The 19,746-nt window shown below is 70.1% G+C and carries 17 protein-coding genes and 1 pseudogene; 10 read left to right on the forward strand and 8 right to left on the reverse strand.

The features are described 5' to 3' along the window. From Q1A98_RS10245 to Q1A98_RS10265, 5 genes are read right to left on the reverse strand one after another with little or no spacing between them, the layout of a single operon-like run. The gene (locus Q1A98_RS10245) at nucleotides 1-1,275 is read right to left on the reverse strand and encodes a cysteine desulfurase (protein ID WP_299572765.1); all 1,275 of its coding nucleotides are present in this window, start codon (nucleotides 1,273-1,275) and stop codon (nucleotides 1-3) included. Nucleotides 1,276-1,310: 35 nt separating this feature from the next. Continuing rightward, nucleotides 1,311-2,084 carry a Fe-S cluster assembly ATPase SufC gene (gene sufC, locus Q1A98_RS10250; protein ID WP_299572768.1) on the reverse strand — a complete coding sequence of 258 codons (774 nt, stop codon included), beginning with the start codon at nucleotides 2,082-2,084 and terminating at the stop codon, nucleotides 1,311-1,313. Nucleotides 2,085-2,118: 34 nt separating this feature from the next. Next, on the reverse strand, nucleotides 2,119-3,309 hold the full coding sequence (gene sufD / locus Q1A98_RS10255) for a Fe-S cluster assembly protein SufD (protein ID WP_299572864.1): 1,191 nt from the start codon (nucleotides 3,307-3,309) through the stop codon (nucleotides 2,119-2,121). 26 nt (nucleotides 3,310-3,335) lie between these two features. Then, nucleotides 3,336-4,790: a Fe-S cluster assembly protein SufB gene (gene sufB / locus Q1A98_RS10260; protein ID WP_299572771.1), complete on the reverse strand. Its 1,455-nt coding sequence runs from the start codon at nucleotides 4,788-4,790 to the stop codon at nucleotides 3,336-3,338. Then, the gene (locus Q1A98_RS10265) at nucleotides 4,777-5,532 is read right to left on the reverse strand and encodes a metalloregulator ArsR/SmtB family transcription factor (RefSeq protein ID WP_299572866.1); all 756 of its coding nucleotides are present in this window, start codon (nucleotides 5,530-5,532) and stop codon (nucleotides 4,777-4,779) included. Before Q1A98_RS10265 ends, sufB begins: the two co-directional genes overlap by 14 nt. A 222-nt stretch (nucleotides 5,533-5,754) precedes the next feature. Between Q1A98_RS10265 and mptB the strand changes: the two genes are divergently transcribed. Genes mptB through Q1A98_RS10285 form a run of 4 tightly spaced genes read left to right on the forward strand, consistent with a single transcriptional unit; the run spans nucleotide 5,755 to nucleotide 10,421 of the window. Further along, on the forward strand, nucleotides 5,755-7,611 hold the full coding sequence (mptB, locus tag Q1A98_RS10270) for a polyprenol phosphomannose-dependent alpha 1,6 mannosyltransferase MptB (RefSeq protein WP_299572867.1): 1,857 nt from the start codon (nucleotides 5,755-5,757) through the stop codon (nucleotides 7,609-7,611). 58 nt (nucleotides 7,612-7,669) lie between these two features. Continuing rightward, nucleotides 7,670-8,605, forward strand: coding sequence for an ABC transporter ATP-binding protein (locus Q1A98_RS10275; RefSeq protein ID WP_299572774.1), 936 nt, complete (start codon nucleotides 7,670-7,672; stop codon nucleotides 8,603-8,605). Next, entirely contained in the window at nucleotides 8,602-9,405 is an 804-nt protein-coding gene (locus tag Q1A98_RS10280) for an ABC transporter permease (protein ID WP_299572777.1), read from the forward strand. The genes Q1A98_RS10275 and Q1A98_RS10280 overlap by 4 nt, the downstream gene beginning before the upstream one ends. Before the next feature lie 23 nt (nucleotides 9,406-9,428). Beyond that, a complete protein-coding gene (locus tag Q1A98_RS10285) occupies nucleotides 9,429-10,421 on the forward strand; it encodes a heme A synthase (RefSeq protein ID WP_299572780.1) in 993 nt (330 codons plus the stop codon). Here Q1A98_RS10285 and Q1A98_RS10290 read toward each other — a convergent pair whose 3' ends face one another. Then, a complete protein-coding gene (locus Q1A98_RS10290; RefSeq protein ID WP_299572782.1) occupies nucleotides 10,422-10,772 on the reverse strand; it encodes a hypothetical protein in 351 nt (116 codons plus the stop codon). Nucleotides 10,773-10,806: 34 nt separating this feature from the next. On the opposite strand from Q1A98_RS10290, the gene Q1A98_RS10295 reads away from it, so the two are divergent. After that, on the forward strand, nucleotides 10,807-11,790 hold the full coding sequence (locus tag Q1A98_RS10295) for a quinone oxidoreductase (RefSeq protein ID WP_299572784.1): 984 nt from the start codon (nucleotides 10,807-10,809) through the stop codon (nucleotides 11,788-11,790). A 27-nt stretch (nucleotides 11,791-11,817) separates the two neighbouring features. On the opposite strand, the gene Q1A98_RS10300 is transcribed toward Q1A98_RS10295, so the two are convergent. Continuing rightward, nucleotides 11,818-12,795, reverse strand: coding sequence for a heme o synthase (locus Q1A98_RS10300; RefSeq protein WP_299572787.1), 978 nt, complete (start codon nucleotides 12,793-12,795; stop codon nucleotides 11,818-11,820). 290 nt (nucleotides 12,796-13,085) lie between these two features. On the opposite strand from Q1A98_RS10300, the gene tkt reads away from it, so the two are divergent. Genes tkt through pgl form a run of 5 tightly spaced genes read left to right on the forward strand, consistent with a single transcriptional unit; the run spans nucleotide 13,086 to nucleotide 19,546 of the window. After that, entirely contained in the window at nucleotides 13,086-15,194 is a 2,109-nt protein-coding gene (gene tkt, locus Q1A98_RS10305) for a transketolase (protein WP_299572790.1), read from the forward strand. Next, nucleotides 15,191-16,309, forward strand: a complete 1,119-nt coding sequence (gene tal, locus Q1A98_RS10310) for a transaldolase (protein WP_299572793.1) — start codon at nucleotides 15,191-15,193, stop codon at nucleotides 16,307-16,309. Before tkt ends, tal begins: the two co-directional genes overlap by 4 nt. A 3-nt stretch (nucleotides 16,310-16,312) precedes the next feature. Beyond that, the gene (zwf, locus tag Q1A98_RS10315) at nucleotides 16,313-17,854 is read left to right on the forward strand and encodes a glucose-6-phosphate dehydrogenase (protein WP_299572796.1); all 1,542 of its coding nucleotides are present in this window, start codon (nucleotides 16,313-16,315) and stop codon (nucleotides 17,852-17,854) included. Between the two features lie 31 nt (nucleotides 17,855-17,885). After that, nucleotides 17,886-18,809 carry a glucose-6-phosphate dehydrogenase assembly protein OpcA gene (locus tag Q1A98_RS10320; RefSeq protein ID WP_299572799.1) on the forward strand — a complete coding sequence of 308 codons (924 nt, stop codon included), beginning with the start codon at nucleotides 17,886-17,888 and terminating at the stop codon, nucleotides 18,807-18,809. After that, nucleotides 18,806-19,546, forward strand: coding sequence for a 6-phosphogluconolactonase (gene pgl, locus Q1A98_RS10325; RefSeq protein ID WP_299572803.1), 741 nt, complete (start codon nucleotides 18,806-18,808; stop codon nucleotides 19,544-19,546). The genes Q1A98_RS10320 and pgl overlap by 4 nt, the downstream gene beginning before the upstream one ends. Before the next feature lie 94 nt (nucleotides 19,547-19,640). Here the strand turns inward: pgl and Q1A98_RS10330 are convergent. Continuing rightward, nucleotides 19,641-19,746 (reverse strand): annotated as a pseudogene (locus tag Q1A98_RS10330) (IS481 family transposase); the annotation flags it as partial.

The following is a 19,746-nucleotide window of genomic DNA, read 5'->3' on the forward strand; positions in this document are numbered from 1 at the left end:
TCAGCCCACCCCGAAGAACCGCTGTGCGGTCCCGATCGCGTCGGCGAGAGCGTCGACCTCGGCTGTGGTGTTGTACGCGGCGAACGATGCCCGCGCGGTGGCTGCGACCCCGAACCGCTTGTGCAACGGCCACGCGCAGTGGTGTCCGACGCGGATGGCCACACCCTCGTCGTCGAGGATCTGGCCCAGGTCGTGGGCGTGGATGCCGTTGACGACGAACGCCACCGCACCGCCGCGATCCGTCGCGTCGGTCGGACCGACGATGCGCAGCCCGGAGATGGCGGCCAGACGCGTGAGCGCGTGCTCGGTGAGCGTGTGCTCGTGGGCGGCGACCGCATCCATCCCGATGTCCCGCAGATACCGCACCGCGGCGCCGAGCCCGACGACCTGCGACGTCATCGGGACGCCGGCCTCGAACCGCTGCGGCGGGGCGGCGTAGGTGGACACCTCCATCGACACGGTCTCGATCATCGACCCGCCGGAGATGAACGGCGGCAACTGCTCGAGAAGTGCCGACTTGCCGTACAGCACACCGACTCCGGACGGCCCGAACATCTTGTGGCCCGAGAAGGCGGCGAAGTCGACGTCGAGAGCGTGCAGGTCGACCGTCATGTGCGGGACGGACTGGCAGGCGTCGAGGACGACGAGGGCACCCACCGCCCGCGCCCGCCGCACCACCTCGGCGACGTCGGTGACGGCGCCGGTGACATTGGACTGGTGTGTCACCGCCACCACCGCGACGCTGTCGTCCAGATCCAGGGAGGCGAGGTCGATCCGACCGTCCTCGGTGACGTCGTACCAGCGCAGAGTCGCGCCGGTGCGACGGCAGAGTTCCTGCCAGGGAACGAGATTCGCGTGATGCTCGAGCTCGCTCACCACGACGGTGTCACCCTCGCCGAGGCGGTGCCCACCGAGCAGCGGGCCGGTCCGGTCGTCACCGAGGGTGTACGCGACGAGGTTGATCGCCTCGGTGGCGTTCTTGGTGAACACCACCTCCTCGTAGGCGGCACCGATGAACGACGCGATGTCCGCGCGGGCGCCCTCGTAGGCGTCGGTCGCCTCCTCGGCGAGCTGGTGGGCTCCACGATGCACCGCGGCGTTGTGGTGCAGCAGGAAGTCGCGTTCGGCGTCGAGCACGGGCAGCGGCCGCTGCGACGTCGCGCCGGAGTCGAGATACACCAACGGTTTCCCGTCCCGGACCGTGCGGCCCAGGATCGGGAAGTCGGCGCGCAACGCCTCGACGTCGAGCGCGGGCGATGCGACGGTGCTGGTCATGCGATCACCTCGTGACGATGGGTGTCGGGTCGGCGTCAGGCCGACGCGCCCGCCCCGGTGAAGCGGACGTACCCGTTCTCCTCGAGCTCGTCGGCGAGTTCCGGACCGCCCGACTGGACGATGCGGCCGCCGACGAAGACGTGGACGAACTCGGGGTGGATGTAGCGCAGGATGCGGGTGTAGTGCGTGATCAGCAGCACGCCGCCGTTCTCGCGCTCCTTGTACTTGTTCACTCCCTCGGACACGACCCGCAGCGCGTCGACGTCGAGGCCGGAGTCCGTCTCGTCGAGGATCGCGATCTTCGGCTTGAGCAGGCCGAGCTGCAGGATCTCGTGGCGCTTCTTCTCGCCACCGGAGAAGCCCTCGTTCACACTGCGCTCACCGAACGAGGAGTCGATCTCGAGTTCGGTCATCGCCTCCTTGGTCTCCTTGACCCAGTGGCGGAGCTTGGGGGCCTCGCCCCGCACGGCGGTGGCCGCGGTGCGCAGGAAGTTCGACATGGAGACGCCGGGCACCTCGACCGGGTACTGCATCGCGAGGAAGAGGCCCGCGCGGGCGCGCTCGTCGACGGACATCGCGAGCACGTCCTCACCGTCGAGGGTGATCGACCCCGAGGTCACGGTGTACTTGGGGTGCCCGGCGATCGCGTAGGACAGCGTCGACTTGCCGGACCCGTTGGGGCCCATGATCGCGTGGGTCTGGCCCGACTCGATGGTCAGGTCCACGCCCTTGAGGATGTGGATGGGCTCGGCGTCGGAGTCGCTGCCGGCGACGTCGACGTGCAGGTCGCGGATCTCGAGAGTGGTCACAGGAATCCTTCGTGAATCGTGGGGTGGGGCGGCGTCAGACGCCGGCGGTGGCGAGTTCGGCCTCGACGGCGGCCTCGAGACGCTCGCGGAGGTCGGGCACGGGGATCTTCGCGATGATCTCGGCGAAGAAACCGCGCACCACCAGTCGGCGAGCCTGGTCCTCGGGGATGCCCCGGGCCTGCAGGTAGAACAGCTGCTCGTCGTCGAAACGTCCGGTGGCGCTGGCGTGCCCGGCACCGACGATCTCGCCGGTCTCGATCTCCAGGTTGGGGACCGAGTCGGCACGTGCACCGTCGGTCAGCACGAGGTTCCGGTTGAGCTCGAACGTGTCGGTGCCCTCGGCCTCGGCGCGAATCAGCACGTCGCCGACCCACACGGTGTGGGCCTCGCGCGACCGGTCCGTGGCGCGCCCCGCCGCGTCGACGTCGCTCTGCAACGCGCCCTTGTAGACGACGTTCGAGCGGCAGTGCGGCTGCGAGTGGTCGACCAGCAGCCGCTGCTCGAGGTGCTGACCGGCGTCGGCGAAGTACAGACCCCAGAGTTCGGCGTTCCCCCCGGGCCCGTCGTAGTGCACGAGCGGGCTCAGGCGCACCAGGTCGCCGCCGAGACTGACCGCGAAGTGCTTGATCGACGCGTCCCGTCCGAGCCGCACGTGGTGCGCGGCGACGTGGACGGTGTCGTCGGCCCAGTCGTGGACGTCGATCACCGTGAGCGACGCGCCGTCACCGACGACGAACTCGATGTTCTCGCCGTAGGTGCCGCTGCCGACCTGGTCGAGCACGACGGTCGCCCGCGCGTGCCGCCCGAGGCGGATCTGTACGTGTCCGAAGGCGACGACGCCGGCACCCGGGCCGGTGATCGTGACGGACACCGGGTCGGCCACCTCGGCCTCGGCAGCGACGGAGACGACGGTCGCCTGCTCGAACCCCGACCACGCCGCCGCCGCGATCCGGTCGAACGGGATGCCACCGTCACCGAGGCGGGAGTCGTCGCGGCCGACGGTCTCGACCGTCACGCCGTCACCGGCGCCGGTCACCTCGACCGTGGCCGAGCCCGACGCGGTCGCCGAGCCGTCGTGCAGGCCCCGTAGACGCCGGAACGGCGTGAAACGCCAGGCCTCGTCTTTGGACGACGGCACCTCGAAGGCGTCGACGTCGTAGGACGTGAACAGCTCGCCCTTGTTGACGACGGGGTGCGGGTTCTCCCCCGCCACCGCGCCGACCACTCCGGTGGGCGTGTCCTGCGCAGAACTCAACCGACCGACCCTTCCATCTGCAGCTCGATGAGACGGTTCAGCTCGAGCGCGTACTCCATGGGCAGTTCCTTGGCGATGGGCTCGACGAACCCACGCACCACCATCGCCATGGCCTCGTCCTCGGTCAGGCCGCGGCTCATCAGGTAGAAGAGCTGGTCGTCGCTGACCTTCGAGACGGTGGCCTCGTGACCCATCGTCACGTCGTCCTCGCGGATGTCGACGTAGGGGTAGGTGTCGCTGCGGCTGATCGTGTCGACGAGTAGCGCGTCGCACTTCACCGTCGAGCGGCTGCCGTGTGCGCCGCGGTTGACCTGGACCAGGCCGCGGTACGAGGCGCGACCACCGCCGCGGGCGACGGACTTCGAGACGATGTTGCTCGAGGTGTGCGGCGCGAGGTGCACCATCTTCGAACCCGTGTCCTGGTGCTGACCCGGGCCGGCGAACGCCACCGAGAGAACCTCGCCCTTGGCGTGCTCACCGGTCATCCACACCGCGGGGTACTTCATCGTCACCTTGGAGCCGATGTTGCCGTCGACCCACTCCATGGTCGCGCCGGCCTCGGCCTTCGCGCGCTTGGTGACCAGGTTGTAGACGTTGTTCGACCAGTTCTGGATGGTCGTGTAGCGGCAGCGCCCGCCCTTCTTGACGATGATCTCGACGACCGCGGAGTGCAGCGAGTCGGTCTTGTAGATCGGCGCGGTGCACCCCTCGACGTAGTGCACGTAGGCGCCCTCGTCGACGATGATGAGCGTCCGCTCGAACTGGCCCATGTTCTCGGTGTTGATGCGGAAGTAGGCCTGCAGCGGGATGTCGACGTGGACACCCTTGGGCACGTAGATGAACGAGCCACCCGACCACACGGCGGTATTCAGCGCCGAGAACTTGTTGTCGCCGGCGGGGATCACGGTGCCGAAGTACTCGCGGAACAGGTCCTCGTGCTCCTTCAGCGCGGTGTCGGTGTCGAGGAAGATCACGCCCTGCTGCTCGAGGTCCTCGCGGATCGAGTGGTAGACGACCTCGGACTCGTACTGCGCCGCGACGCCGGACACCAGACGCTGCTTCTCGGCCTCGGGGATGCCCAGCTTGTCGTAAGTGTTCTTGATGTCGGCGGGCAGGTCGTCCCACGTGGCGGCCTGCTTCTCGCTGGAGCGCACGAAGTACTTGATGTTGTCGAAGTCGATGCCGTCGAGGTCGCTGCCCCAGGTCGGCATCGGCTTGCGCTCGAAGGTCTGCAGCGCCTTGAGGCGGGCGGCGAGCATCCACTCGGGCTCGCTCTTCTTCGCCGAGATGTCGGTGACGACCGCCGGGTTGATGCCGCGCTGCGCGCTGGCACCGGCGACGTCGGAGTCCGACCATCCGTAGCCGTACGTGCCCAGCGACGCGATGGTCTCCTCCTGCGTCAGCGGGGCGGCGGGCCCGCCGGCGGTGGTGCGGGGGTCAGTGACGGTCATCGGTGTCCTCTCGGTGGGTGGTGGCGGTCGGCGACGGGGGCTGTGCGTCGGCCGCCGGGTGCGAGGTCGTGGGGGTGGACAGGGGTACGTGTGTGGTGCACGCGCAATCGCCGTTGGCGATGGTCGCCAGGCGCTGCACGTGGGTGCCGAGCAACTCGGTGAACCGCGCCGTCTCGGCCTCGCAGAGTTCGGGGAACTCCTGCGCGACGTGGCCGACCGGGCAGTGGTGCTGGCAGATCTGCACACCGTTGCCGACACGACGCGTGTCTGCGGAGAACCCCGATCGGGTCAGCGCGTCGGCGATCTGCGCGGCCGTCCGCTCGACCGCGGCGGGGTCACGCTCGGCCACCTCGGGTGAGGTCGGTTCGACCTCGCCGACGACGTCGTCGATGCGATCGGCGGCGAACGCCCGGACGGCCTCGTCGCCGCCCAGGTCGCGCAGGCGCCGCATGGCGGCACCGGCGAGATCGTCGTAGGCGTGCGGGAGACGTCCCCGACCCTGTGCGGTGAGGCGGAACTGCTTGGCCGGACGACCCCGACCGCGACGGGCGTACCGGGACGACTCGCCCGCGGTGACACGCCCCTCGGCGATCAGCGCCTCGAGGTGACGACGCACCCCGGCCGCGCTCATGCCGAGCTCCTCGCCGATCTCGCCCGCGGTGCTCGGTCCGTGCTCGAGCAGCAACGCGATCACCGCGGACCGGGTCTGGCCCTCCGTGGTGATCGTGACGTGCGGCTCCATCGAGCGCGCGCCTGCCGGCGAGGTTTTCACAACACAAGTGTCACCTAATTCGCGGCGCGGTGCCAGCAAGGGTGACCTATCCCCCAGCCGCGGCCGATGTGCGACCCCCGCGGTGGCGCGCGGCTCGGCCCCACTCGGGAACGGCTCCCCGACGGATAGTCTGCACTCGTGTCAGACCCCCGGCCGCGGGCCCGCGGCGTGATCCCCGCGCGCGTCGGCGTCGTGGGCGATTACCTGGGCCTGCGACGGCGCGGGACGGCACCACCGCCCGACCTCCCGGGCGACTACGGCGTGTCGCTCGCGCGCATGCACGACCGCGAACCCGAGGTCGGCCCGCTGCTGCCCGCGGAGAACCGGGCGTTGGCACGGATCCGGATCTTCGGCGCCGTGGGATCGATCCTCATCCTGGTCGGGTCGCTCGGCACCGGCGCGGTCCCCGTGCTGCAGAACCCCATCTCCGGGATGCGCGTCCTGTCGCTGCCCTCCCGGATGTGGACGACGGCGCTGACGCTGTCGATCACCGGGACCATCGTCCTGGTGCTGGCCTGGCTGATGCTGGGGCGCTTCGCGGTCGGGCGGCTCACCGTCGACGTCGCCGCCGGACGCCGTCCGGAGCGCCGCATGACCCACCGTCAGGCCGACCGCACCCTGCTCGTCTGGCTGGCGCCGATCGTCGTCGCGCCCCCGCTGCTCAGCAAGGACATCTACTCCTACCTCGCCCAGAGCGCGATCGCGGCGAAGGGCATGGACCCCTACACGATCAGTCCTGTCCGCGGCCTCGGCGTCGACCACGTCTTCACGCGGTCGGTGCCCAACCTGTGGCGGGACACCCCCGCGCCCTACGGGCCGCTGTTCCTGTGGCTGGGCAAGGGCATCACGAACATCACCGGCGACAACCTGTCCGCCGCGATCCTCCTGCACCGTCTCCTCGCGCTGGTCGGTGTCGGCCTGGTCGTGTGGGCGCTGCCACGACTCGCACGCCGCTGCGGCGTGTCGCCCGTCGCCGCGCTGTGGCTCGGGGCCCTGAACCCGCTGCTGATCCTGCATCTGGTCGGGGGCATCCACAACGAGGCCCTCATGCTCGGGATGATGCTGGCCGGGATCGAGCTGTGCTTCCGAGCGCTCGACTCGCCGCATCGCCTGCGCCGGGCACCGGGGTGGATGCCGTCGCCCACCGGGTGGCTGTTCCTGGCCGGCGTGGTCGTGATCTCCGCCTCGTCGATGGTGAAGATCGCCTCGCTGCTCGCGTTGGGGTTCGTCGGCATCGGCCTGGCGCGCCGCTGGGGGGCGACCCTGCCCGCTCTGCGCCACGCCCCGCGGTCGCAGTGGTGGACGCGATCGCGGCAGTCGGTGATCGCCCTCGCCGGCGCGGCCGGCCTGCTCCTGGCCGTGCTGGTCGTCGTCATGGTGGGCATCTGCGTCGGCACCGGCCTCGGTTTCGGTTGGACGAAGACGCTGAGCACGGGCGACGTGGTCCGGTCGTGGATGTCGATGCCCACCCTGCTCGGCGTCACCGGTGGGCGCGTCGGAGTGGTGCTCGGACTCGGCGACCACACCCAGGCCATGCTCGACGTGGCCCGTCCGATCGGTCAGCTCATCGCGGCGGTGTTCATCGTCCGGTGGCTGCTCGCGGCGCTCGCTGGTCGCCTGCACCCGCTCGGCGCACTCGGTATCGCGATGGCGACCTTCGTCGTGTTCTTCCCGTTCGTGCAGGCCTGGTACCTGCTGTGGGCGATCATCCCGCTGGCCGCGTGGGCGACCGGTCGGTGGTTCCGCCTCGTGGCGATCGCGGTGTCCGCCGTGATCGCCGTCGTCATCCTCCCGACCGGCGCGGGCACCCGGGGCTTCCAGCTCGCCGAGGCGATCGTCGCGTCGATCCTGCTGACGGCGGCCCTGACCGCCCTGTTCTTCGAACGGCCGCGCAGTCGCCGTAATCGTGTCGCGCCGGACCCCCACATCCGACCGGCCGACGACCACGTCGGCGCGCGATCGGATCCCGCCGACACCGCGTCGTACGACGAGGCGTCGTCGACCTCGTCGTCGGACCCCGTCGCAGCCGCCGACCAGCGGGTCCGGTGACCGCCGCCGGACACGCCCCCCGACGATCCGGCGCGGCCGCCCGCCTACTGTTGAGCGCGTGAACAGCCCGATCGGAGCCCCGGCGCTGGACGTCACGGGCCTCGTCAAGCGCTTCGACGGGACGACCGCGGTGGACGGCATCGACCTGCGCGCGGAGCGCGGCCAGGTGGTCGCACTCCTCGGCCCCAACGGCGCGGGCAAGACGACGACCGTCGAGATCTGCGAGGGGTTCCTGACCCCCGACGACGGCACCGTCCGCGTGCTCGGGCTCGACCCGATCGCCGACAACGAGGCGCTGCGACCGCGGATCGGCGTCATGTTGCAGGGCGGCGGCGCCTACCCCGGAGCCCGGGCCGGCGAGATGCTCCGACTGTGCGCCGCCTACTCGGCGGACCCCATCGACCCCGACTGGCTCATCGACACCCTCGGCCTGCGCGACGCGCAGCGGACGCCGTACCGACGGCTGTCCGGCGGCCAGCAACAGCGGCTCGGGCTGGCCTGCGCGCTCGTCGGACGCCCGGAGCTGGTCTTCCTGGACGAGCCCACGGCCGGACTCGACGCCGCCGCGCGGATCCTGGTGTGGGAGTTGATCGACCGCCTGCGAGCGGACGGTGTCTGCGTGTTGTTGACCACACACCTCATGGACGAGGCCGAGCAGCTCGCCGACGACCTCGTCATCATCGACCGCGGTCGCGTCGTCGCCCATGGCTCGCCGTCGGAGGTGACCAGCCGCGGCGCGGAGAACGAGCTGCGGTTCAAGGCGCCCCGTGGCCTCGACCTCGACCTGCTGCGCTCCATCCTCGCCGAGGAGTACTCCACCGAGGAGATCTCGCCGGGGACCTACCTCGTCGCCGGCCCGGTCACCCCCGAGGTGATCGCCGCGGTCACGGCGTGGTGCGCGCGGATCAACGTGCTCGCGACCGACATGCGGGTGGAGACGCGCAGCCTCGAGGACGTCTTCCTCGACCTCACCGGACGGGACCTCCGCGGATGACCGACACACCCCGTCGCACCGGCGCATCCGCCGCTCGCTTCACCCCGGGCCTGTTCACTCCTCGTCCGGCCGCCGCACCGGTGATGCGCATGCTGGCGGCCCAGTCGCGGATGGAACTGGTCTTGTTGCTTCGCAACGGCGAACAGTTGCTGCTGACGATGTTCATCCCGGTCACGATGCTGATCGGCCTGTGCCTGCTGCCCATCTCGACCGGGGCCGAGTCGCGAGCGGATCGGTTCGTGCCCGCGATCATGACGGTGGCGGTCATGTCGACCGCGTTCACCGGACAGGCCATCGCGGTCGGCTTCGACCGCCGCTACGGCGCGCTGAAGCGGCTGGGCGCCACCCCCCTGCCCCGCTGGGGTGTCATCGCCGGCAAGTCGATCGCCGTCGCCGTCGTGGTCGTCCTGCAGGCGATCGTGCTCGGGGCGATCGGCGTCGCGTTCGGCTGGGACATCGGTCTCGGCGGTCTGCTCGTCGGTGCCGTCGCGATCGCGCTGGGCACGCTGACGTTCTCGGCGCTCGGGCTGCTGCTGGGCGGCACCTTGCGGGCCGAGATCGTCCTCGCCGTCGCGAACATCGCCTGGTTCGTCTTCATCGGCATCGGCAGCCTCGTGGTCGCCGGGTCGTCGGTTCCCGAGGCGGTGAAGTGGGTCGCGCGGTGCTCCCCGTCGGGGGCGTTGGCGGAGGCCCTGCACCAGGCGACACGGCTGTCGGTCGACTGGGTGGGGTTCGGCGTGCTCGTCGCCTGGGGCGTCGTCGCCGCGGTAGCCGCGATCCGCTCGTTTCGGTTCACCTGAGCCGCGGCGATACCATCGACGACGTGCTGTATCGCGGTTTCGTCCGGCTGGTGAACCTCCTGCCCGCAGTGTCCCTCCGAGTGCAGACGGTCATCGCCGTCCTCGTGGTCCTGACGCAGGCGGGTATCGCCGTCACCGGCTCCGTCGTCCGGGTCACGGCCTCCGGGCTCGGATGCCCCACCTGGCCGCAGTGCTTCCCGGGAAGCTTCACCCCGGAACCGCACCAGGAGGTCGCGGGGATCCATCAGGCGGTCGAGTTCGGCAACCGGATGCTGACGTTCGCCGTCGTGATCATCGCCGCCGCGATCGTGATCGCGGTGACGCGCGCGAACCGCCGTCGCGAGGTTCGCTTCTACGCCTGGCTCATCCCGCTCTCGACGGTCGCGCAGGCCGTGATCGGCGGCATCACCGTCCTCACCGGTCTGCTGTGGTGGACCGTCGCCATCCACCTGCTGGTGTCGATGGCGATGGTGTGGCTGTCGGTGCTGCTGCTGGAGAAGGTCCGCGAACCCGACGACGGCGAGGCCATCCCCCTGGTGCCCGCACCGCTGCGCTGGTTGACCGCGTTGTCGGCCGTGATGATGGCCGTGGTGCTGGTGGCCGGGACGATGGTCACCGGTGCCGGCCCGCACGCCGGCGACGCCAGCATCGAGAAGCCGGTCCCGCGACTCGCGGTCGCGATCACGACCCTGGTGCACTTCCACGCCGAGATGATGGTGGCCTATCTGGCGTTGATCGTCGCGCTCGGTTTCGGGCTGGCCGCGGTGGGCGCGACCGCCGCGATCCGCCGACGGCTCTACGTGGTCGTCGGGATGATCGTCGTGCAGGCCGCGATCGGGATCACCCAGTACGCCACGGGGATCCCCGAGCTGCTCGTGGTGTTCCATGTCGCCGGTGCGGCCGCGTGTGTCGCCGCCACCGCGGCCCTGTGGATCTCGCTGCGGCCCCGCCGACTCATGCCGAGCGAGGAGGCGACGTCGGAGCCGTCCGGCCTCGCCGAACGCGCCGACCGCTGATCAGGTGTTGGCGACCCAGCCGGCCATCTTGCGCCAGTGGCCCGGCTGCGGTGTCGCCGCGGCGCTGAGTTCGCGGTCCCACTCACCGGCGGTGAGGCCCGCCACCGCGTCGACGACGGCGTGTGCGGTCGCGACGTCCTTCACGACGACGTCGCCCATGACGCCGCCGTCCTGCGCGACCATGAGGATCCGTACGCCCGCCGCCCCGATCGGCTCGATCACAGCCGTCGCCTCGCCGCCGCCGTCGCGGACGAACCGCGTCGCCGCGGCCACGGCCTTCTTGGGCGCCGGCACCGCGGCCTCGCGGGTGTCGGTGGCCTGGGCGGATTCGGTCGCGCTCTCGTCAGCCATGTCGCCGATCCTATCGGGGCGGTAGAACGGTCTGATGCAGGCAGTCCACGTCACCCGCCACGGCGGTCCCGAGGTGCTCGAGATCGTCACCGTCGACGACCCCGGCCCCGGCCCGGGCGAGGTTCTCGTCCGCGTCGGCGGAGTGGGCGTCAACTTCATCGACACCTACCTGCGATCGGGCTACTACCCGTCGAACCCGCCGTACATCCCTGGTTCCGAGGGCGCGGGCACCGTCGTGGCGGTCGGCGACGGCGTCACCGAGCCGGCTGTCGGGACACGGGTCGCCTGGTGCGACGCACCCGGCAGCTACGCCGAGCTCGCTGTTGTCCCCGCACACCGCACGGTGGTCGTCCCCGACGGTGTCGAGGACGCCGTCGCCGCGTCGGTCCTGTTGCAGGGGTGCACCGCCCACTACCTCCTCGACGGGGTGTCGCATCTGCGGGGCAGCGGCGACCCCGACGGTCCGGACACGGTCCTTCTCCACGCCGGCGCCGGCGGTGTCGGCCTCATCCTGACCCGCCTGGCCGCCGCCCGTGGGATCCGTGTGATCACCACCGTCTCCACCGATGCGAAGGAGCAGCTGTCCCGCGAGGCCGGCGCCGCACACGTGCTGCGCTATGGCGACCACGTCGGCGAGAAGGTCCGCGAACTCACCGTCGGGAAGGGTGTCGCGGCCACCTACGACGGCGTCGGCGCCGACACGTTCGAGCAGAGCCTCACCGCGACCGCGGTCCGCGGGACCGTCGCGCTGTTCGGCGCCGCGAGCGGTCCGGTGCCTCCGTTCGACCTGCAACGCCTCAACGGTCTGGGATCGCTGTTCGTGACCCGGCCCACCCTCGCGCACTACATCGCCGACACCGACGAGTTCGCGCGCCGTACGTCGGAGGTGATGGCCGCCGTGGCGGACGGGCGGCTGCCGATGCGCGTCGATCACCGCTACCCACTGGCGGACGCGTCCCGGGCACACACCGACCTCGAGGGGCGGACGACGACGGGATCCGTGGCGCTCATCCCCTGACGTCGACGGGAACCGGCCGCAGGGCGATCAGAAGGTGGAGAGCACCGTCGGCAGGTGGATCACCGAGTCGACGGCGAGGCCGCAGAACACCACGGCGAGGTACTCGTTCGACTGCAGGAAGACGCGCAGCGGCGCGATGGGCTCGCCCCGACGGGTCCCTGCGTAGAGCTTGTGCACGGCCCGGAGGAACCAGGCGCCGGCCACCACGGCGACCACGGCGTAGATCCACCCGGTCGCGGCGACCAGGACGAGCGTGGCGGCCACGGTGGCCCAGGTGTAGATCACCATCTGCCGCGCCACCTGCTGTTCGGTGGCGACCACCGGCAGCATCGGCACACCGGCCGCCGCGTAGTCCTCCTTGTAGCGCATGGCGAGCGCCCAGGTGTGCGGCGGCGTCCAGAAGAAGATGATCAGGAACAACACGACCGGCTGCCAGGAGATGGTGCCGGTGACCGCGGCCCAGCCGACGAGGGTCGGCATGCAGCCGGCGGCCCCGCCCCACACCACGTTCTGCGAGGTCCGGCGCTTGAGGACCATCGTGTAGACGAGGACGTAGAAGGCGATGGTCGCCATCACCAGCAGCGCGCTCAACAGGTTCGCAAACGCCCACAGCACCGCGAACGACGCCGCGCCGAGCACGATCCCGAACACGAAAGCGTGTCCACGGCCCACGGCGTGCCGGGCCAGGGGACGCCGGGCGGTGCGCTTCATCTTCTGGTCGATGTCCGCGTCGACCACCATGTTCAGCGTGTTGGCACTCGCGGCGCCGAGCCACCCGCCGACGAGTGTGACGGCGATCAGGGCGATGTCGACGGACCCGCGGTCGGCCAGCAGCATCACCGGCACCGTCGCCACGAGGAGCAGCTCGATCACGCGGGGCTTGGTCAGCGCGATGTAGGCGAGGACCAGATCGCGACCCCGCCGGGCGGGCGACGCCGGGGTGCCGGGCTCGTCGACCGAGCGGGTCGCGGCCGACGTCCGTGCGCCGCTGTGCCCGATCTCCACTGACTCTCCTGCACCGTCCCGCTGACCCGGGGCGTTCGTGACACTCACCCGGCTGGTCCGCGCGCGGGCCGAGCCGACCGGCGTCGCCTCGCGCGTCTACTACAGAGAATGGTAGACGGCCCCACCCTCCAGGCGACAAACGGACACGTCACCGCGGGCCCTACGAGCGGGTGCCGGGGGCGTCACAGCGGGCGTGGCGGCGACTAGGCTGAGAGCGCGGTCCCACACCTGCGCGGGCCGCTCCCGCGTTCCCCCGACGCACCGCACCGACCTCAGGAGATCCCCGCATCGTGGCCGTGACAGACGAGATCCGTTCCCTCACCCAGGCGTCGCACCCGGCGGACTGGACCGACGTGGACACCCGCGCCGTCGACACAGTCCGGGTCCTCGCCGCCGACGCCGTGCAGAAGTGTGGATCCGGTCACCCCGGCACCGCCATGAGCCTCGCTCCCCTGGCCTACACGCTGTTCCAGCGCGTCATGCGTCACGACCCGAACGACACGGCCTGGCTCGGCCGCGACCGATTCATCCTGTCGTGCGGCCATTCGTCGCTCACGCTCTACATCCAGCTGTACCTCGGCGGTTTCGGGCTCGAACTGTCCGACCTCGAGGCGCTGCGCACCTTCGGGTCGAAGACTCCCGGCCACCCCGAGTTCCGCCACACCCGGGGCGTCGAGATCACCACCGGCCCGCTGGGTCAGGGTCTCGCGTCGGCGGTGGGCATGGCGATGGCCGCCCGCCGCGAGCGCGGTCTGTTCGACCCGGATGCGCCGGAGGGTCGCAGCGTCTTCGACCACTTCATCTACGCGATCGCCTCCGACGGCGACATCGAGGAGGGCGTCACCAGCGAGGCGTCGTCGCTCGCCGGCACCCAGCAGCTGGGCAACCTCATCGTCTTCTACGACGACAACAAGATCTCCATCGAGCACAACACCGACATCGCCCTGTCCGAGGACACCGCGAAGCGGTACGAGGCGTACGGCTGGCACGTGCAGTACGTCGAGGGAGGCGAGAACGTCACCGGCATCCTCGAGGCGATCGAGGCCGCGAAGGCCGTCACCGACAAGCCGTCGATCATCATCCTGCGCACCATCATCGGCTTTCCCGCGCCGACGAAGATGAACAGCGGTGACGCGCACGGCTCGGCGCTCGGCGACGAGGAGGTCGCAGCGACGAAGAAGATCCTCGGGTTCGACCCGGACAAGACCTTCGAGGTCGACGACGCGGTCATCGCCCACACCCGCGAGCTGTTGCAGCGTGGCCGTCACGCCCACGAGGAGTGGTCGGACGAGTTCGAGAAGTGGTCGTCGGCCAACCCCGAGCGCCGCGCGCTACTCGACCGTCTGACCAAGGACGAACTGCCCGAGGGATGGGCCGACGTCCTGCCCACCTGGAATCCCGGTGACAAGGCCGTCGCGACCCGCGCTGCGTCGGGGAAGGTGCTCGGCGCGCTGGGCCCGGTGCTCCCCGAGCTCTGGGGCGGTTCCGCCGACCTCGCCGGCTCGAACAACACCACCATCGAGGGCGCGAAGTCCTTCGGCCCGACGTCGATCTCGACCGACGACTGGGACGCCGAACCCTACGGCCGCACACTGCACTTCGGTGTCCGCGAGCACGCGATGGGCGCGATCCTGTCCGGCATCGTGCTGCACGGACCGACCCGTGTCTACGGCGGCACGTTCATGCAGTTCTCCGACTACATGCGCCCCGCGGTGCGCCTGGCGTCGCTCATGGACATCGACCCCATCTACATCTGGACCCACGATTCCATCGGTCTCGGCGAGGACGGGCCGACCCACCAGCCGATCGAGCACCTCGCCGCGCTGCGGGCAATCCCGAACCTCTCGGTGGTCCGTCCCGGTGACGCCAACGAGACCGCGTTCGCCTGGAAGTCGGTCATCGGGCGTTCGTCGAGCAGCGGTCCGGTGGGTCTCGCGCTGACCCGCCAGAACATCCCGATCCTCGAGGGCACCTCCGCCGAGGGTGTCGCCAAGGGCGGCTACGTCCTGAAGGACTCCTCCACCGCCGAGCCCGAGGTCATCGTCATCGCCACCGGCTCCGAGCTGTCGCTCGCGGTCGACGGCGCAGCGGCGTTGGAGGAGAAGGGCATCGGTGCGCGCGTCGTGTCCATGCCGTGCATCGAGTGGTTCATGGACCAGGACCAGAACTACCGCGACCAGGTGCTGCCGCCGACCGTGACCGCCCGCGTCTCCGTCGAGGCCGGCATCGCGATGCCGTGGTACCCGATCGTCGGCGGACACGGCGAGATCATCTCCCTCGAGCACTTCGGGGAATCCGCCGACTACCAGACACTGTTCCGCGAGTACGGCTTCACCGTCGAGGCCGTCGTCGCAGCAGCGCAGCGCTCCATCACGACCGTGAAGGGACAATCCGCATGAGCCAGAACGCGAACCTGAAGGCACTCTCCGACGCCGGCGTCTCGGTGTGGCTCGACGACCTGTCGCGCGAGCGCATCTCGTCGGGCAACCTCGCCGAGCTCATCGAGACGAAGTCGGTGGTCGGCGTGACCACCAACCCGTCGATCTTCCAGGCAGCCCTGTCGAAGGGCGAGGCCTACGACGACCAGATCAACGAACTCGCCGCCCGCGGGAGTGACGTCGACGCGACCATCCGCACGGTCACCACCGACGACGTCCGCAACGCCTGCGACGTGCTGCGGTCGGTCTACGACGCCACGAACGGCGTCGACGGTCGGGTGTCGATCGAGGTCGATCCCCGTCTCGCGCACGAGACGGACAAGACCGTCGAGCAGGCGATCGAACTGTGGAAGATCGTCGACCGCCCGAACCTCCTCATCAAGATCCCGGCCACCGAAGAGGGCATCCCGGCCATCGCGAAGACCCTCGCCGAGGGCATCAGCGTGAACGTGACGCTGATCTTCTCGGTGGAGCGCTACCGCCTCGTGATGGACGCGTACCTCGACGGCATCGAGGCCGCGAAGAAGGCCGGGCACGACCTGTCGACGATCCACTCGGTGGCCTCGTTCTTCGTCTCCCGCGTCGACACAGAGGTCGACAAGCGACTCGACGCCATCGGCACCCCCGATGCGATGGAGCTCAAGGGCAAGGCCGCCCTGGCCAACGCCCGTCTGGCCTACGTCGCCTACCAGCAGGTGTTCGAGGTGGGCTCGCGGTTCCAGGGCCTGCTGTCCGACGGGGCACGCCCCCAGCGACCCCTCTGGGCCTCCACCGGGGTCAAGAACCCCGACTACTCCGACACGCTCTACGTCAGCGAGCTGGTGGCACCGAACACGGTCAACACGATGCCGGAGAAGACGATGGACGCCTTCGCCGACCACGGCGAGGTGGACACCGAGTCGCTCATCGGACGGGGACCGGAGTCCGAGCAGGTGTTCGCCTCCATCTCCGACCTCGGGATCGACCTCACCGACGTGTTCCTGACGCTGGAGAACGAGGGCGTGGAGAAGTTCGAGTCGGCGTGGGGCGAACTGCTCGACGAGACCGCCGAACAGCTCAAGTCCGCCAAGGGCTGACGCGTGACCGCGACGGTGTCGACCTCCTGGGCCAACCCGCTGCGGGACTCGCGGGACAAACGCCTTCCGCGGATCGCCGGACCCTGCAGCCTGGTCATCTTCGGTGTGACCGGTGACCTCGCCAAACGAAAGCTCATGCCGGCTGTGTACGACCTGGCCAACCGCGGACTGCTGCCACCGAGCTTCGCGTTGGTCGGGTTCGCCCGACGGGACTGGGACGACCAGGATTTCGGACAGATCGTGCACGACGCGGTGCGCGAGCACGCGCGCACACCGTTCCGTGAGGAGGTGTGGGAGCGGCTGTCGGAGGGTTTCCGCTTCGTGCAGGGCGCCTTCGACGACGACGACGCGTTCGACCAGTTGTCGACGGTTCTCGGCGACCTCGACCGGCAGCGGGGCACCGACGGCAACCACGCCTTCTACCTGTCCATCCCGCCGGGCGCGTTCCCGACGGTGTGCGAACAGCTGCAGCGGTCCGGCCTGGCCGATCAGACCGACAAGCACTGGCGTCGCGTCGTCATCGAGAAGCCGTTCGGGCACGACCTGCGCAGCGCACAGGAGCTGAACGCCGTCGTCAACCGGGTGTTCCCGGAGGACGCTGTGTTCCGCATCGACCACTACCTGGGCAAGGAGACCGTCCAGAACATCCTCGCGCTGCGGTTCGCCAACCAGTTGTTCGACCCGCTGTGGAGCTCGCATTACGTCGACCACGTGCAGATCACGATGGCCGAGGACATCGGACTGGGCGGTCGTGCCGGCTACTACGACGGCATCGGCGCGGCGCGCGACGTCATCCAGAACCACCTGCTGCAGTTGCTGGCGCTGGTGGCCATGGAGGAGCCGGTCTCCTTCGAGCCCAAGGAACTGCAGGCGGAGAAGATCAAGGTGCTCTCCGCGACCCGCAACGTGCTCCCGTTGGACCTCAACACCGCCCGCGGACAATACGGCCCGGGATGGCAGGGAAGCACCGAGGTGCCCGGCCTGGTCGACGAGGAGGGCTTCGCCGCCGACTCGATCACCGAGACCTACGCCGCGATCGCCGTCGAGGTGGACAGCCGCCGCTGGGCGGGGGTGCCGTTCTACCTGCGCACCGGAAAACGGTTGGGCCGCAGGGTCACCGAGATCGCACTCGTGTTCAAGCGGGCACCGCATCTGCCGTTCGACAAGACGATGACCGAGGAGCTGGGCGAGAACGCCCTCGTGATCCGCGTGCAGCCCGACGAGGGCATCACGCTGCGCTTCGGGTCCAAGGTCCCGGGATCGAGCATGCAGGTCCGCGACGTGAACATGGACTTCAGCTACGGGCAGGCGTTCACCGAGTCGTCGCCGGAGGCCTACGAACGCCTCATCCTCGACGTGCTGCTCGGCGAGCCGTCGCTGTTCCCGGTCAACGACGAGGTCGAGCTGTCGTGGAAGATCCTCGACCCGGTCCTCGAGGACTGGGCGACCTCGGGACGACCCGACACCTATGAGTCCGGCACATGGGGTCCACGCTCGGCCGACGAGATGATGTCGCGCGTCGGACGCACCTGGCGGCGTCCGTGACACCCACCCTGCCCGTGAAGGAGTCCCTGCGGTGATCCTCGACCTGCCGGCCACGACCACCGAGAAGGTCAGCAAGAAGCTGGTGTCGATCCGGGAGACCGGCGGTGCCGTCACGTTGGGGCGCGTGTTGACGCTCGTCGTGTGTGCGGCCGAGGGGCAGCCCACCGAGGGTGCGATCGACGCCGCGAACGAGGCGAGCCGCGAGCACCCCTGTCGCGTGATCGTCGTCTCGCTCGGCAATCCCGCGGCGGCGACCCGCCTCGACGCGCAGATCCGTGTCGGTGGCGACGCCGGCGCCTCGGAGGTCGTCGTTCTGCGTCTCTACGGCGATCTGACGCAGCACGCCGCGAGCGTGGTCACGCCGTTCTTGTTGCCCGACACACCCGTCGTCACCTGGTGGCCGGGTGAGGCCCCCGCCGATCCCGCCAAGGACCCGCTGGGCCGCCTGGCCGGTCGACGGATCACCGACGCCGCGCACGCCGCCGACGCGGACACCGTCCTCGCGACCCGGCTCGAGGGCTACTCCCCCGGCGACACCGATCTCGCGTGGTCGCAGATCACGTACTGGCGGGCGATCCTCACCGCCGCGCTCGACCGGCCGCCGCTGGAACCGGTGCGCTCGGCGTCGGTGACCGGGCCGACGCACTCGCCGTCGATCGACCTGCTCGCCGGATGGCTGCAGGCGCAGCTCGGCGTCGACGTCCAGCGGGGTGTCGGGAGCTTCGAGATCCGTCTCGAGCGCGAATCGGGACCGCTGGTGCTCGCCGTCGACCAGAACAACAACGCGGTCCTGTCCATCCCGGGACGCCCCGACGGCCGTATCGCGATGTCGACGCGGGGCACCCGCGAGTGCATCGCCGAGGAGCTGCGTCGGCTCGATCCCGACGAGATCTACCACCTGGCGCTGCAGGGTGTCGCGCGCCTGACCCGACCCGGAGCGGAGGTCCCGGCATGAGCGTTCGTCCCGAGGTCGTCGAGGTGACCGACAAGCCCGAGCTGATCGCCGCGGCCGGCGCGCGATTCGTCGAGACCGTCGTGGCCGCCCAGCGCGAACGCGGGACGGCGTCGGTGGTCCTCACCGGCGGCAGCAACGGCATCGCGATCCTGGAGTGGTTGCGCGACAACGGCTCCGAGATCGACTGGCGGTCGGTGGACGTCTGGTTCGGCGACGACCGGTTCGTCCCCGACGCCGACGACGAGCGCAATGCCGGGCAGGCGCGCGACGCGCTGCTCGACCATGTCGACGTCGACCCCGCCCGCGTGTTCGTGATGGCGCCCAGCGACGGGGAGTTCGGCGACGACATCGACGCCGCGGCCGCCGATTACGCGCGGCTTCTCCGCGAGCGCGGCGACGGCGCCGACAGCCCCGCGTTCGACATCCACCTGCTCGGCATGGGCGGCGAGGGCCACATCAATTCGCTCTTCCCGCACACCGACGCGCTCGCCGAGCGGTCGGCGACGGTCGTCGCCGTCGAGAACTCGCCGAAGCCACCGCCGCGGCGCATCACGCTGACCGTGCCCGCGGTGAACCGGGCCCGACAGGTGTGGTTCCTCGTCGCCGGCGCCGACAAGGCCGAAGCCGTCGCCGCGGGTGTCGGTGGCGGGGACGCGTCGGCGTGGCCGTGCGCGTCGGTGAGCGGTACCGAGGCGACCGTCTGGTTCGTCGACGCGGACGCCTCCGCCGACCTCTGACCACCCACCCCGTCGAGTGGGCGCTTGGCGACGTCGAGTGGGCGGTTGCCAGGATCGAGTGGGCGCCTAGCTGTAGTGACCTGACACGTTGTTGTCAGGCAGCGAGTCGGCTGATGGGTGGGTGTCCGCCGAGGGCGGAGTGGCCTCGTTGAGTGTTGTAGCGGACGAGGAAGCGGTCAAGGCCGCGTGTTCGGTTCCGG

This window comes from uncultured Williamsia sp. (assembly GCF_947494875.1).
Taxonomy (GTDB): domain Bacteria; phylum Actinomycetota; class Actinomycetes; order Mycobacteriales; family Mycobacteriaceae; genus Williamsia_A.

Coding starts and splice junctions, on each gene's coding strand:
- Q1A98_RS10245 (WP_299572765.1), bottom strand. CDS start 1,275: ATGACCAGCACCGTCGCATCGCCCGCGCTCGACGTCGAGGCGTTGCGC.
- Q1A98_RS10295 (WP_299572784.1), top strand. CDS start 10,807: ATGCAGGCAGTCCACGTCACCCGCCACGGCGGTCCCGAGGTGCTCGAG.
- tal (WP_299572793.1), top strand. CDS start 15,191: ATGAGCCAGAACGCGAACCTGAAGGCACTCTCCGACGCCGGCGTCTCG.
- sufB (WP_299572771.1), bottom strand. CDS start 4,790: ATGACCGTCACTGACCCCCGCACCACCGCCGGCGGGCCCGCCGCCCCG.
- Q1A98_RS10290 (WP_299572782.1), bottom strand. CDS start 10,772: ATGGCTGACGAGAGCGCGACCGAATCCGCCCAGGCCACCGACACCCGC.
- Q1A98_RS10265 (WP_299572866.1), bottom strand. CDS start 5,532: ATGGAGCCGCACGTCACGATCACCACGGAGGGCCAGACCCGGTCCGCG.
- Q1A98_RS10280 (WP_299572777.1), top strand. CDS start 8,602: ATGACCGACACACCCCGTCGCACCGGCGCATCCGCCGCTCGCTTCACC.
- pgl (WP_299572803.1), top strand. CDS start 18,806: ATGAGCGTTCGTCCCGAGGTCGTCGAGGTGACCGACAAGCCCGAGCTG.